This is a genomic window from Modestobacter sp. VKM Ac-2985 (genome assembly GCF_026967925.1).
Taxonomy (GTDB): domain Bacteria; phylum Actinomycetota; class Actinomycetes; order Mycobacteriales; family Geodermatophilaceae; genus Modestobacter.
This window is the reverse complement of record NZ_JAPVBI010000002.1, coordinates 1,314,116-1,327,765: the sequence shown is the minus strand read 5'-3', so window position 1 is coordinate 1,327,765 and position 13,650 is coordinate 1,314,116. Positions and strand designations below refer to the sequence as shown.

General features: G+C 73.1%; 12 protein-coding genes and 3 tRNA genes. 5 read left to right on the top strand and 10 right to left on the bottom strand.

The genetic code is table 11. The features are described 5' to 3' along the window. Positions 1–5: 5 nt before the first annotated feature. Both O2V61_RS15620 and O2V61_RS15615 read left to right on the top strand, forming a co-directional pair. The gene (locus tag O2V61_RS15620; RefSeq protein WP_269184179.1) at positions 6–2,078 is read left to right on the top strand and encodes an RNA degradosome polyphosphate kinase; all 2,073 of its coding nucleotides are present in this window, start codon (positions 6–8) and stop codon (positions 2,076–2,078) included. Continuing rightward, the gene (locus O2V61_RS15615; protein WP_269184178.1) at positions 2,062–3,030 is read left to right on the top strand and encodes an NUDIX hydrolase; all 969 of its coding nucleotides are present in this window, start codon (positions 2,062–2,064) and stop codon (positions 3,028–3,030) included. Before O2V61_RS15620 ends, O2V61_RS15615 begins: the two co-directional genes overlap by 17 nt. A gap of 30 nt (positions 3,031–3,060) precedes the next feature. Here O2V61_RS15615 and leuD read toward each other — a convergent pair whose 3' ends face one another. Together leuD and leuC are read right to left on the bottom strand one after the other, a co-directional pair. Further along, a complete protein-coding gene (gene leuD / locus O2V61_RS15610) occupies positions 3,061–3,666 on the bottom strand; it encodes a 3-isopropylmalate dehydratase small subunit (RefSeq protein ID WP_269184177.1) in 606 nt (201 codons plus the stop codon). A 5-nt stretch (positions 3,667–3,671) separates the two neighbouring features. Beyond that, a complete protein-coding gene (gene leuC, locus O2V61_RS15605; protein ID WP_269184176.1) occupies positions 3,672–5,096 on the bottom strand; it encodes a 3-isopropylmalate dehydratase large subunit in 1,425 nt (474 codons plus the stop codon). An 88-nt stretch (positions 5,097–5,184) separates the two neighbouring features. On the opposite strand from leuC, the gene O2V61_RS15600 reads away from it, so the two are divergent. From O2V61_RS15600 to O2V61_RS15590, 3 genes are read left to right on the top strand one after another with little or no spacing between them, the layout of a single operon-like run. Continuing rightward, positions 5,185–5,847, top strand: a complete 663-nt coding sequence (locus O2V61_RS15600) for an IclR family transcriptional regulator (RefSeq protein ID WP_269184175.1) — start codon at positions 5,185–5,187, stop codon at positions 5,845–5,847. A gap of 41 nt (positions 5,848–5,888) precedes the next feature. Then, positions 5,889–6,395 carry a helix-turn-helix domain-containing protein gene (locus O2V61_RS15595; protein WP_269184174.1) on the top strand — a complete coding sequence of 169 codons (507 nt, stop codon included), beginning with the start codon at positions 5,889–5,891 and terminating at the stop codon, positions 6,393–6,395. Next, positions 6,392–7,234 (top strand): M23 family metallopeptidase, encoded by an 843-nt coding sequence (locus tag O2V61_RS15590; protein ID WP_269184173.1) that lies wholly within the window; start codon positions 6,392–6,394, stop codon positions 7,232–7,234. The genes O2V61_RS15595 and O2V61_RS15590 overlap by 4 nt, the downstream gene beginning before the upstream one ends. 64 nt (positions 7,235–7,298) lie before the next feature. On the opposite strand, the gene O2V61_RS15585 is transcribed toward O2V61_RS15590, so the two are convergent. From O2V61_RS15585 to O2V61_RS15550, 8 genes are all read right to left on the bottom strand, one after another. Beyond that, positions 7,299–7,622, bottom strand: a complete 324-nt coding sequence (locus O2V61_RS15585; protein WP_269184172.1) for a hypothetical protein — start codon at positions 7,620–7,622, stop codon at positions 7,299–7,301. A 31-nt stretch (positions 7,623–7,653) separates the two neighbouring features. After that, complete coding sequence (locus tag O2V61_RS15580; RefSeq protein WP_269184171.1) at positions 7,654–9,330, bottom strand: sodium:solute symporter family protein; 1,677 nt, start codon at positions 9,328–9,330, stop codon at positions 7,654–7,656. Positions 9,331–9,574: 244 nt separating this feature from the next. Beyond that, positions 9,575–9,647: transfer RNA gene (locus tag O2V61_RS15575), tRNA-Glu, on the bottom strand. A 148-nt stretch (positions 9,648–9,795) separates the two neighbouring features. Then, positions 9,796–9,868: transfer RNA gene (locus O2V61_RS15570), tRNA-Glu, on the bottom strand. Between the two features lie 44 nt (positions 9,869–9,912). Further along, positions 9,913–9,984, bottom strand: a tRNA-Gln gene (locus O2V61_RS15565). Positions 9,985–10,069: 85 nt separating this feature from the next. Beyond that, a complete protein-coding gene (locus tag O2V61_RS15560) occupies positions 10,070–11,095 on the bottom strand; it encodes a CPBP family intramembrane glutamic endopeptidase (protein WP_269184170.1) in 1,026 nt (341 codons plus the stop codon). A gap of 263 nt (positions 11,096–11,358) precedes the next feature. Next, positions 11,359–12,843, bottom strand: coding sequence for a glutamate--tRNA ligase (gene gltX, locus O2V61_RS15555; protein WP_269184169.1), 1,485 nt, complete (start codon positions 12,841–12,843; stop codon positions 11,359–11,361). Then, on the bottom strand, positions 12,840–13,649 hold the full coding sequence (locus O2V61_RS15550) for a fumarylacetoacetate hydrolase family protein (protein WP_269184168.1): 810 nt from the start codon (positions 13,647–13,649) through the stop codon (positions 12,840–12,842). The genes gltX and O2V61_RS15550 overlap by 4 nt, the downstream gene beginning before the upstream one ends. Between the last annotated feature and the right edge of the window lies 1 nt (position 13,650).

Here is a 13,650-nt window from a genome sequence, read left to right as displayed (position 1 = left end):
GACCCGTGCCCGCTGCCTCTCCACCGCTGCCCGCCGACCGCTTCCTCAATCGCGAGCTCTCGTGGCTGGACTTCAACTCGCGGGTCCTCGAGCTGGCCGAGGACGACGGCCTGCCGTTGCTGGAGCGGGTGAAGTTCCTGTCGATCTTCGCCAGCAACCTCGACGAGTTCTTCATGGTCCGCATCGCCGGGATGAAGCGCCGGCAGAGCACCGGGCTGACCGTGCGCTCCCCCGACGGCCTGACCATCCGGGAGCAGCTGGCCCGGGTCACCGAGCGCACCCAGGCCCTGGTCCACCGGCACGCCAGCGTCTTCGACAAGGACGTGGCGCCGCGGCTGGCCGAGCAGGGCATCCGGATCATCCACTGGTCGGACCTGGCCGAGGCCGACGCGATGCGGCTGCGGGAGTACTTCCGGGACCAGGTCTTCCCCGTGCTCACGCCGCTGGCGGTCGACCCCGCGCACCCCTTCCCCTACATCAGCGGGCTCTCGCTGAACCTCGCCGTCTCGGTGCGCGACCCGGACACCGGCGCCCCCCGCTTCGCCCGGATCAAGGTGCCCAACAACGTGCCGCGGTTCATCCCGATCGGGACGAACACGCACAGCACGGACGCCGAGGCGGTGTTCCTCCCGCTGGAGGACCTGATCGCGGCGCACCTGACCGCGCTGTTCCCCGGCCTGGACGTGATCGACCACCACCTGTTCCGGGTCACCCGCAACGCCGACCTGGAGGTCGAGGAGGACCGCGACGAGGACCTGCTCCAGGCGCTGGAGCGCGAGCTGGCCCGGCGCCGGTTCGGCCCGGCCGTGCGGCTGGAGGTCACCGAGACGATGGACCCGCAGATCCTCGACGTCCTGGTGCACGAGCTGGAGATCAGCCCGGCCGACGTCGTCTCGGTGCCCGGGCTGCTCGACCTCGGCTCGCTGATGGCGCTCTACGACCTGGACCGGCCCGAGCTCAAGGACGAGCCGTTCGTGCCGGCCACCCACCCCCGGCTCAGCGAGGGCGAGACCCCCAAGAGCGTGTTCGCCACGCTGCGGGAGGGGGACGTGCTGGTGCACCACCCCTACGACTCCTTCGCCACCAGCGTGCAGCGCTTCATCGAGCAGGCCGCCGCCGACCCGCACGTGCTGGCGATCAAGCAGACGCTGTACCGCACGTCGGGTGACTCCCCGATCGTCTCGGCGCTGATCGAGGCGGCCCAGGCGGGCAAGCAGGTCGTCGTCCTGGTCGAGATCAAGGCCCGGTTCGACGAGGAGGCCAACATCAGCTGGGCCCGCTCGCTGGAGCGGGCCGGCTGCCACGTCGTCTACGGGCTGGTCGGCCTGAAGACCCACTGCAAGACCGCACTGGTCGTCCGGATGGAGCACGGGGTGATCCGCCGGTACTGCCACATCGGCACCGGCAACTACAACCCGAAGACCGCCCGGATCTACGAGGACCTCGGCATCCTCACCGCCGACCCCCGGGTGGGCGCGGACCTCACCGACCTGTTCAACACCCTCACCGGCTACTCCCGGCAGACCACCTACCGGTCGCTGATGGTCGCCCCGCACGGGATCCGCGCCGGTCTGGTCGAGAAGATCCGCCGCGAGGCCCGGCACGCCGCGGAGGGCCGGCCCTCGGGCATCCGGATCAAGGTGAACTCGCTGGTCGACGAGCAGATCATCGACGCGCTCTACGAGGCGTCGTTGGCCGGCGTGCCGGTGGAGCTGGTCATCCGGGGCATCTGCGCACTGCGCCCCGGTGTGCCGGGGCTGAGCGAGAACATCCGGGTCCGCTCGATCGTCGGCCGGTTCCTCGAGCACTCCCGGGTGGTCAACTTCGCCAACGACGGTTCACCGGAGTGGTGGCTGGGCAGCTCGGACCTGATGCACCGGAACCTGGACCGGCGGGTCGAGGTGCTGCTCCGGGTCAACGACCCGGTGGCTGCCCGCCAGCTGAAGCGGGTGTTCGACGAGGCGATGGCCCCCGACGTGCGCAGCTGGCAGCTGGCCGGCGATGCCACCTGGCACCGCACCGGGGAGCGGGACAACCAGAAGGAGCTGCTGGCGATGCGCGGTGAGAGCACTGGCTGAGGACGACCGGTTGATCGCTGCCGCCGGCGGCGTGGTGTGGCGCACCGGGGACGGTGGCGCGGTCGAGACCGCGGTGGTGCACCGGCCGAAGTACGACGACTGGTCGCTGCCCAAGGGCAAGCTGGACGCGGGTGAGCACCCACTGGTCACCGCCGTCCGGGAGGTCGGCGAGGAGACCGGCCTGCAGGTGTCCGTCGGCCGGCGCAGCGTGCAGACCCGCTACGAGACCCGGCATGGCCCCAAGCGGGTGGACTACTGGGTCATGGCGGCCGTCGGCGGCGCGTTCGCCCCCAACGACGAGGTCGACGAGCTGCGCTGGCTGCCCGTCCCGCAGGCCGTCGAGCTGGTCACCCACAGCCACGACCGGGCGGTGCTCGAGGACCTGGCCCGCACCGACGTGCCCCGGGCGCCTCGGGTGCTGCTGGTGCGGCACGCCTCGGCCGGCGACCGGTCGGACTGGGACGGCCCGGACGACCAGCGCCCGCTGGACCGGCGGGGCCGCGCGCAGGCCGCGACGCTGGCCGCCGTCCTGCCGGTCTTCGGGCCGGCCCGGCTGCTGGCCGCCCCACCGGTGCGCTGCGAGCAGACCCTCGACCCGCTGGCCCGCGAGCTGGGGACCACCGTGGGGGCGGTGCCCGAACTGGGCGAGGAGGGGTTCGACGCCGACCCGCAGGCCGGCGTCGAACTGGTGAGCGGCCTGCTGGCCGACGCCGACGCCGACGGCCCGGTGGTCATCTGCAGCCAGGGCGGCGCCATCCCCGCGGTGCTGCTCGCCCTCGGGGTGCGGTGGCACGGCACCGCCGGCGCGCTGTGGCCGCCGTCGGCCAAGGGCAGCGTGTGGGCGCTCGGCGGCCGGCCCGGTGCCCTGGTCGCCGACTACTACCGGGACTTCACCGCCGACCCCGCGGCCCCGGCCGGCACGCTGACGCCGAGCACCGCCGGCCGGAGCTGATCCGAGCCCGCCCGACCGGGCGGGCCTCCCTCAGGAGGGGAGCGCCGGCAGGGAGCGGGGCAGCCAGGCCGGGCGCTGCGCCTCGAACGCGGTGATGTCGTCGAGGTGCCGCTCGGTGAGGCCGACGTCGTCGAGCCCCTCCAGCAGCCGCCACCGGGTGTAGTCGTCGGTCTCGAACGGCACCGTGACCGAGTCGTAGGTGACCCGCTTCGCCCGCAGGTCCACGGTCACCGGAGTGGCCGGGTCCGCCTCGATCGCGGCCCACAGCGCCTCGACCTCCGGCTCGGCCATCAGCACGGTGAGCAGCCCCGACTTGGTCGAGTTGTTCTTGAAGATGTCGGCGAACCGGGAGCTGATCACCACCCGGAAGCCGCCGTCCAGCAGCGCCCAGACCGCGTGCTCCCGCGAGGAACCGGTGCCGAAGTCGGGCCCGGCGACCAGGATCGAGGCGTCGGCGTACTGCGGCTGGTTGAGCACGAAGTCCGGCTCTCCTGTGCGCCAGGCGACGAACAGGCCGTCCTCGAACCCGGTGCGGGTGATCCGCTTGAGGTACTCGGCCGGGATGATCTGGTCGGTGTCGACGTTGCTGCGCCGCAGCGGGGCGGCGGTGCCGGTGTGCGTGGTGAAGGCGTCCATCTCGGTCAGACTCCAGCGGGGATCGGGGCGTCGGGCAGGTCGGCGGGAGCGGTGAGCCGGCCGGTGAGCGCGGTCGCCGCGGCGACGGCCGGGGAGACCAGGTGGGTGCGCCCGCCCTTGCCCTGCCGGCCCTGGAAGTTGCGGTTGCTGGTGGAGGCCGCGCGCTCGCCCGGCTTCAGCTGGTCGGGGTTCATGCCCAGGCACATCGAGCAGCCCGCCCCCCGCCACTCCGCGCCTGCGTCCAGGAACACCTGGTCCAGCCCCTCGGCCTCCGCCTGCAACTTGACCTGCACCGAACCGGGGACGACGAGCATCCGGGTGTCGGCGTCGACGTGCTTGCCCTTCAGCAGGGCGGCGGCGACCCGGAGGTCCTCGATCCGGCCGTTGGTGCACGACCCGAGGAAGACGGTGTCGACGTCGATCTCGCGCAGCGGGGTGCCGGCGGTCAGCCCCATGTAGGCCAGCGCCGACTCGGCGGCCCGGCGCTCGTTCTCGTCGGCGATCGTGGCCGGGTCGGGCACCGACGCGTCGATCGGCAGCCCCTGGCCCGGGTTGGTGCCCCAGGTGACGTAGGGGGTCAGCGCGGCCGCGTCGATGTGCACCTCGTGGTCGAAGACGGCGTCGTCGTCGGTGGTGAGCGTCGACCAGTGCGCGACGGCGGCGTCCCAGTCGGCACCCTGGGGGGCGTGCGGGCGGCCGGCCAGGAAGTCGAACGTCGTCTGGTCGGGGGCGATCAGTCCGGCGCGGGCGCCGGCCTCGATCGACATGTTGCAGATCGTCATCCGGGCCTCCATGGACAGCGCCTGGATCGCGCTGCCCCGGTACTCGATGACGTGCCCCTGGCCGCCGCCGGTGCCGATCTGGGCGATGACGGCGAGGATGACGTCCTTCGCCGAGACGCCCGGCGGCAGCTCGCCGTCGACGGTCACCGCCATCTGCTTGGCCGGCAGCTGCGGCAGCGTCTGGGTGGCCAGCACGTGCTCGACCTCGCTGGTGCCGATGCCGAAGGCCAGCGCACCGAAGGCGCCGTGGGTGGAGGTGTGGCTGTCGCCGCACACGATGGTCATGCCCGGCTGGGTGAGCCCCAGCTGCGGGCCGATGACGTGCACGATCCCCTGGTCCCGGTCGCCCATCGGGGCCAGCCGGATGCCGAACTCGGCGGCGTTGTTCCGCAGCGCCTGGACCTGGGCGCGGGAGACCGGGTCGGCGATCGGGGCGAGGATGTCCAGGGTCGGGACGTTGTGGTCCTCGGTGGCCATGGTCAGGTCCGGCCGGCGCACGGTGCGCCCGGCGGCCCGCAGCCCGTCGAAGGCCTGCGGGCTGGTCACCTCGTGCACGAGGTGGAGGTCGATGTAGAGCAGGTCGGGCTCTCCCGCCGTCCGCCGGACGACGTGCTGCTCGTACACCTTCTGCGCCAGGGTCCTGCCCACGGGGTCCTCCTCGTTGCCATCTCACATGTTGGGATGCGAGTATTGCTGCGTGGGACAGCCTAACCCCGTCGCGGTCCTGGACAAAGCCGTGGCCATCCTCCGCGCGGTCTCGGCCGAGCCGGCCAGCCTCGCCGAGCTGGTGGCGCGCACGGAGCTGCCGCGGGCGACCGCGCACCGGCTCGCCACGGCGCTGGAAGCGCACCGGCTGCTGCGCCGGACCGACACCGGGACCTGGGCCCCCGGCCCGGCGCTGGCCGAGCTCGGCCGGGGCGGCGTCGACCTCGGCGACCTCGCCGGTCGACACCTGGCCGTGCTGCGCGACAGCACGGGCGAGAGCGCCCAGTTCTACGTGCGCGACGGCGGCAGCCGGGTGTGCATCGCCGTCGCCGAGCGCGCCAGCGGGCTCCGCGACACCGTGCCCCTGGGCGCCCGCCTCCCCCTGACCGCCGGCTCGGCCGCGCACGTGCTGCTGGCCTTCTCCCCCGCCGAGGAGGTCACCGCCCTGCTGCCGGCGGCCAGCTTCACCGCTCGCACGCTGCTCGACGTCCGCCGCCGCGGCTGGGCGCACAGCGTCGCCGAGCGCGAGGCCGGCGTCGCCTCGCTGTCCGCCCCGGTGCGGGACGGGACCGGCGGTGTGCTGGGCGCCGTGTCGATCTCCGGACCGGTCGAACGGCTGGGCCGCCGCCCCAGCCCCGAGGTGGTCAGCGCCGTCCTGGACGCCGCCGTGGCGATCTCCCGCGCCGCCCGCTGAGACGCTTGTTCGTCCCTACGTAGTTCCGTACTGTCTGGCGGGTGGACGATGCCCGGTTGACCCGGATCGAGGAACGGCTGGCCGCGCTGGAAGCGCGACTGGAGACCGCACCGGCCGGGGTGCCGACGCCGGAGCGGTTCTGGCTGCTCCAGGCGCTGGCCGCCGAGGCGGCCGAGCTGCCCGGTGGCGCGGTGGCCTACGGCGGGCAGGTGCGCCTGCCCGGCGGCGAGGAGTACGCCTGGCAGCGGACGCACGACGTCGAGGAGCTGCGCACCGCGGACCCGGCGGACGACGACGTGCTGGCCACGAGCCTGTCCGCGCTGGCCCACCCGGTGCGGCTGCGACTGCTGCGCGAGGTGCTCGGCGGGACCACCACGACCGCGGCGCTGGCCGCCCTCCCCGGCCTGGGCACCACCGGGCAGCTGCACCACCACCTGCGCCAGCTCACCAGCGCCGGCTGGCTGCGCACGACGGGCCGGGGCGCCTACGGGGTACCGGCTGAGCGGGTCGTGCCGCTGCTCGTGGTGCTCGCGGCGGTGTCGTCGTGAGCGACGGCGCGACGAGGACGGGCACCGCGACCGGGCCGGGGCTGCGCCGGCTGGCGGCCCGGGTCCGACCACCGCTGCCCGCGCTCGGCGTCCTGCTGATCCTGGTCGACGTGCTCGAGGTGCTCCCCGGGACGGGCGTCCCCGGGATGGTCGTGCTGATCGGCTTCCTCCTGCTGGACCGGGTGGCACCGCCCGCCGCGCCGGTGCGGCTGGTCGCCCCTCCCGTGCAGGGACCGTGGCGGGCGCTGAACTCCCCGGCGTCGAAGGTCCCCTCGCACGGCGTGCACAGCCTGGGCCAGACCCACGCGATCGACCTGGTGCTCGACCCGCCCGACGGGAGCCGCCCGGAGTTCGGCTCGGGCGGCCAGTGGCGCCGGCCCGAGGAGTACCCGGCGTTCGGCCGGCCGCTGCACAGCCCGGTCGACGGGGTCGTGGCGCGCGTGCACCAGCGGCGGCGCGACCACCGGGCCCGCAGCGGCTGGCTGTCGATCCTGTTCTTGCTGGTGGTCGAGGGCTCGGTCCGGCAGCTGGGCGGCGCCCGCTGGCTCGCCGGCAACCACGTCGTCGTCCGGGCCGACGACGGGGCGTGCGCCGCGCTCGTCCACCTCCGCAAGGGCTCGGTCCGGGTCCGGCCGGGCGACCGGGTGGTGGCCGGCCAGCAGCTGGCCGAGTGCGGCAACTCCGGCAACAGCAGCGAGCCCCACCTGCACGTCCAGCTCTGCGACTCACCCCGGCTGGCCGCCTCAGCCGGCCTGCCGATGGCCTTCCGGGGCGGCGCCACCGACGGCACCGACGGGCTGCCGGCCGACGGCGAGCTGCTCGGGGTGGCAGCGGACTGACGCCGGACGCGAGGACGGCCCGCAGCGGGCACCCGCTGCGGGCCGTCCTCGCGTGCTGCCGGGGCTAGCGTCCTGCGCTGTCCGCTCCCCCGGTGGGGTCCTCGACCGCCTCGCCGTCCTCGACGACCACCGGCCGCAGCCGGGTCCAGGCGACGAAGACCAGCGCGAAGACCAGCATGCCGATGCCGGCCCACAGGTTGGCGTTCACGTCGCCGGTCTTGGCGGCCTCCTCCGGGCCGTAGTCGACGATGCCCAGGACGATCAGGACGACGCCGTACAGCCCGATCAAGGCCGCGATGACGACCCGGACGTCATAGGCGCCCGCGGTGTGCCGGCCACCGGTCGCCGGCGCTCCGCCCGCGTCCTGCCCGTTGCGCGACGTGCTCATGGGGTGCTCCTCTCGGGAACGCTGGCGACGATCAACGGAAGACCAGGTTCAGGGCGATGACCATGACCAGGGAGACGCCGGCGAGCTTCGTCGGCGACTGGTACCAGGGCAACCGGTGGGCCTCGGGGTCGGTGCGGTCCTCCTTGGGCGTCTCGGAGTACACCAGCCCGGCCAGCTCGGAGACGGGCTTGGGTGCGGTCACCATGCTCACCGCGACGCTCACGGCGATGTCCACGACGAAGGCCGCACCCGCGGCCACGAAGCTCGCCCCCTGGCCCTCCAGCCCGATCACGCCGACCTCGCTCAGCGACCACACCAGGACGGCGGCACCGGTGCCGGAGACCAGCCCGGCCCAGCCGGCGGTCGGGGTCATCCGCTTCCAGAACATGCCCAGGATGAACGTGGCGAACAGCGGGGCGTTGAAGAAGCCGAAGAGCGTCTGCAGGTAGTCCATCAGGTTGTCGAAGCCCGCGGCGATGAGCGCGGTGAAGATGGCGGTCACCGTCGCCCCGACGGTCGCCAGCCGGCCGACCCTCAGGTAGTACTCGTCCGGGCGGTCCTTCTTCACGTACTGCTGCCAGAGGTCGTAGCTGAAGACCGTGTTGAAGGCCGAGATGTTGGCCGCCATGCCGGCCATGAACGAGGCCAGCAGGCCGGCGATCGCCACGCCCAGCAGGCCGTTGGGGAGCACGTCGCGGATCAGCAGCAGGATCGAGTCGTTGTAGGTGACCCCCGGGTCACCGCCGGCCTTCAGCTCCCGCACCTCGTTGACCAGGACCGCGGCGATCATCCCGGGAACGATCACGATGAACGGGATGAACATCTTCGGGAACGAGCCGATGACCGGGGTGCTCCGCGCGGCCGACATCGACTTCGTCGCCATCGCCCGCTGGACCTCGACGAAGTTCGTCGTCCAGTAGCCGAAGGAGAGCACGAAGCCCAGGCCGAAGACGATCCCGATCACCGACAGCACCGGGTTGTCGATGCTGGTGAGGTCGCTGGCCGGCCACGAGCTGAGGTCGTTCTCGTTGCCGCTGTCGCGGACCGCGTCGACCAGGCCGCCGACGCCGCCCACCCGGTGCAGGCCGATCAGCGTCAGCGGCAGCAGCGCGGCCACGATGACGAAGAACTGGAGCACCTCGTTGTAGATGGCCGCCGAGAGGCCGCCGAGGGTGATGTAGCTCAGCACGACGGCCGCGGCGACGATCAGCGAGATCCACTGCGGCCAGCCCAGCAGCGCGTTCACGACGGTGGCCAGCAGGTAGAGGTTGATGCCGGCGATGAGCACCTGGGCGAGCGCGAAGCTCAGCGCGTTCACCAGGTGGGCCCCGGTGCCGAACCGGCGGCGCATGAACTCCGGGACGGAGCGCACCTTCGACCCGTAGTAGAAGGGCATCATCACCACGCCGAGGAAGAGCATGGCCGGCACGGCGCCGATCCAGAAGTAGTGGAACGTGGCCATGCCGAACTGGGCGCCGTTGGCCGACATGCCGATGATCTCGACGGCTCCGAGGTTGGCCGAGATGAACGCCAGGCCGGTCACCCAGGCCGGGAGCGACCGGCCGGACAGGAAGAAGTCGAGGCTGTCGGACACCCGGCGACGGGCGGCGAAGCCGATGAGCAGGACGACGGCGAAGTAGGCGGCGACGAGCGCGTAGTCGATGACGTTCGCATCGAGCCGCAGCGTCTCGTCCGCTGCGAGGACCACCGGGGTTCCCTCCAGGTTCGGTGAGATCGGGCCCCGACCAGGACCGGCCGGGACCCCTGCCTGCCTCACAGGGCGAGGCACGGTGGCACAGCGCGATGATCAGCTTCGCGAAGCTAACAAAGTTCGACCACCCCGGCACTTCGTTGGTCACCGCAACGGGGGGTTGTGTGACCAGACCCACGGAGGTGCACCCGGAAGACGACGAGAGCCCCCGACCCGGGTGGGTCGGGGGCTCTGTCAGGTGTAGCCCCGAAGGGATTCGAACCCTCGCTACCGCCGTGAGAGGGCGGCGTCCTGGGCCGCTAGACGACGGGGCCAGGTGGTGCGACGTGGATTCTGCCAGACGGCCCAGCCGCCCCTCGCGAGACCCTCCCGCCGGCGCCTCCGGCCGTCGACCCTCGCCCGGAGGGCCCGCAGAGACCACGAGAGCCCCCGACCCGGGTGGGTCGGGGGCTCTGTCAGGTGTAGCCCCGAAGGGATTCGAACCCTCGCTACCGCCGTGAGAGGGCGGCGTCCTGGGCCGCTAGACGACGGGGCCAGGTGGTGCTGTGGTGCGGTCGTACAGAGGAGATGTGCTCCTCGCTGGGGTACCAGGACTCGAACCTAGACTAACGGAACCAGAAACCGTCGGGCTGCCAATTACCCCATACCCCAATGGCCGTGCAGCACCTTGCGGCGCCGGGAAGAAACAATACCCGATCCCGGCGGAGGGGGCGCAGGCACCCCCTCCGCCGGCGGGTCAGCCCCCCGGCGGCCGACCCCACCCGCCCGTCGACGGGCCCGGCGCCCAGGGCCGCGGCGCCCCCGGGCCACCCCACGGGGGCGGGACCGGCGGCCCGCCCCAGGGCGGTGGAGCAGGCGGCCCGCCCCACCGCGGCTGAGCTGGCCCTGCCGGGCCGGGGGCCGTCAGCTGCAGTGCGGGGCTGAGCAGCTCCGGCTGCAGCCGCCGGCTGGTGACGGCGACCCAGACGACGAAGGCGACCATGCCGGACATCCCGAGCACGGTCGTCGCCAGGCTCAGTGCGCCGCCGGGGTCCGCTGTGGCGAGCTCCTCCCCCAGCGCCCCGGCCATGATGAAGATCACCACGTTGTTGACCGTGTGCAGGGCGATGGCGGCCTCCAGCCCCCCGGTCAGCCAGACCACCGCCGACAACACCAGGCCGATGACGAACCGGTAGAGGAACGTCTCGACGTCCGGCGGTGCGTGCGCGGCGGAGAACAGCGCGGCCGTCAGCACCCCCGCGACCACGGCACCGGCCTGCGGGCGGCCGACCCAGCCGGCGATCGCCTGGCTCAGGTACCCGCGGAAGAAGTACTCCTCGGCCGCGCACTGCAGCGGCGTCGTCAGCAGGACGACCAGGAGCAGCCAGCCGAAGGAGGAGGTCGGCCCCGTGATCGACAGGTCGGTGCCCGCGATGGTGAGCAGCAGGCCGATGGCGACCGCGAGCCCGAGCGTCGCCAGGCCACGCCAGGTCCACGGCAGCAGCATCCGCCAGCGCAGCCGGCCCAGCACCGAGGACGACCAGCCGATCTTCAACCCGTGCGGCACCAGCCAGCACACCCACACGATGGGGATGGCCACGATCAGCGAGGCGTTGGTGACCAGCAGCACCCCGATGTCGGTGAGGTCCTGCATGGCGAGGTCCGGCACCACCCCGGTCAGCACGACGACCAGCACCAGGACCACGGCGGCCACCCCGTAGAGCACGGTGAACAGCAGCAGGCCCAGCACCGGACGCCACCACGCCCAGTCCCGCGTCCGCATGAGCAGCGCGTAGGGCTGGGGCGTGTCGTGCGGAGGCGCCCCGGGCGGGGTCACCGGCCGCGCCGGAAGCGGGTGGGGGCGCTGCGGCGGAGGCGGGGACGGCGGCACCCCGGGTGCCATCCACCCGGGGGCGGCCGGCCAACCGGCGGGACCACCCGGCGGCGGACCGAGGGGCACCCGGGGCGGGGCGCCGTACCGGCCGGTCGGCGGCGGGCCGCTGTACGGCGGCTCGGGCTGCGCCCAGGCGCCGTCGCCCCGTCCGGTCATCCGGTCGCGATGCCGCGGCCCGCGGCCAGCCGGGCGAGGGTGCGCTCCCGGCCCAGCAGCTCCATCGACTCGTACAGCGGCGGGGACACCGTCCGGCCGCTGACGGCCACCCGCACCGGACCGAACGCCTGCCGCGGCTTGCGGCCGAGCCCCTCGACGAGGGCCTCCTTGAGCGCCGTCTCGATCGCAGCGGTCGTCCACTCCGGGAGGGCGTGCAGCGCCGCGGTCGCGGCGTCCAGCACCTCACCGGCGCCGGCGCCCAGCTGCTTCTCCGCGGCCGCGGGGTCGATCTCGACGTCCTCGGTGAACAGGAAGCCGAGCAGCCCGACGGCGTCGGAGAGCACGATCATCCGCTCCTGGGCCAACGGGGCGATCGCCTCGAGCGTGGCGGCCTGCTCGGCGGTGGGCGGGTCGGTGACCAGCCCAGCGCTCGCCAGGTACGGCGTCACCGCGGCGAGGAACTCCTCGACCGGCAGCGCCCGCAGGTGGGTGGCGTTGATCGCCTCCGCCTTCTTCACGTCGAACCGCGCCGGGTTGGCGCTGACCCGGGTGACGTCGAACGCCTCGACCAGCTCGGCCGTGGAGAAGACGTCCCGGTCCTCGGCGATCGACCAGCCCAGCAGCGCCAGGTAGTTGACCAGCCCCTCGGGCAGGAAGCCGCGCTCGCGGTAGACGTCGACGTTGGACGTGGGGTCCCGCTTCGAGAGCTTCTTGCTCCCCTCCCCCGTCACGTACGGCAGGTGCCCGAAGCGGGGGGTGCCCTGCGCGACGCCGATGTCGGTCAGCGCGGCGTAGAGGGCCAGCTGCCGCGGGGTGGAGGGCAGCAGGTCCTCGCCCCGGAGCACGTCGGTGATGCCCATGAGGGCGTCGTCGACCGGGTTGACGAAGGGGTACAGCGGCGCCCCGTTGCCGCGGACCAGCACGAAGTCCGGCACCGACCCGGCGGCGAACCGGACCTCCCCGCGCACGAGGTCGTCCCAGACCAGGTCGCTGTCGGGCATCCGCAGCCGCAGCACCGGGTCGCGGCCCTCGGCCCGGAACGCCGCCTTCTGCGCATCGGTGAGGGACCGGTCGTGGTTGTCGTAGCCGAGCTTTGTGTCCTGGCCGGCGGCCCGGCGGCGGGCGTCGACCTCCTCGTTGGTGGAGAAGGACTCGTAGGCGTGCCCGGAGGCGAGCAGCTTCGCCGCCACCTCGCGGTAGACGTCGTACCGCTCGGACTGCCGGTACGGGCCGTGCGGGCCGCCGACCTCCGGGCCCTCGTCCCAGTCCAGGCCGAGCCAGCGCAGGCAGTCCAGCAGGTGGCGGTAGGACTCCTCGGAGTCGCGCGCGGCGTCGGTGTCCTCGATCCGGAAGACGAACGTGCCGCCGGTGTGCCGGGCGTGCGCCCAGTTGAACAGCGCCGTCCGGAGCAGGCCGACGTGCACCAGCCCGGTCGGGGACGGGCAGAACCGGGTGCGGACCGGACCGGCCGGGGCGGTCATCGGACGCCGGCCGTGGAGGTCGGGTCGGCGCCGGCGACGGTGCTGGTCAGCGTGCCCAGCCCCTCGATCGTGCACTCGACGCGCTGCCCCGGGGCGATGGGGCCGACGCCGGCCGGGGTGCCGGTCAGCACCACGTCACCGGGCAGCAGGGTCATCACCTGGGAGATGTGCGAGATCAGCGTCGGGATGCCGAACAGCAGCTGGCTGGTCCGGCCGGACTGGCGCAGCTCGCCGTCCACGCTGCAGGTGATCTCCAGGTCTGCGGGGTCCTTGCCGAGGCCGGCCAGGTCCGTCTCGATCCACGGGCCGAGCGGGCAGAAGGAGTCGAAGCCCTTCGCCCGGGTCCACTGCCCGTCGTTGCGCTGCATGTCGCGCTCGGTCACGTCGTTGCCGATCGTGTACCCGAAGACGCTGGACAGCGCCTGCTCCGGGCTGACCTGGCGGGCGCCGCGCGCCCCGATGACGACGGCGAGCTCGACCTCGTGGTGCACGTTCGTGCTGCCGGCCGGGATGCGGATCGCGTCACCCGGGCCGATCACCGTGGTGGAGGGCTTGAGGAAGACCAGCGGCTCCTCCGGTGCGTCCCCGGTCGCCATCTCCTGCACGTGGTCGGCGTAGTTCTTGCCGATGCCGACCACCTTGCTGGGGAGGATCGGTGAGAGCAGCCGGACATCGGCCGCGGCGTACCGCTGACCGGTGAAGGAGATCTGACCGAACGGGTGGCCTTCGATCTGGGCGACCTGGCCGTCCCCGTCGAGGACCCCGAAGGACATGCCGGCTGGGTGGGCGAAGCGGACGATGCGCACG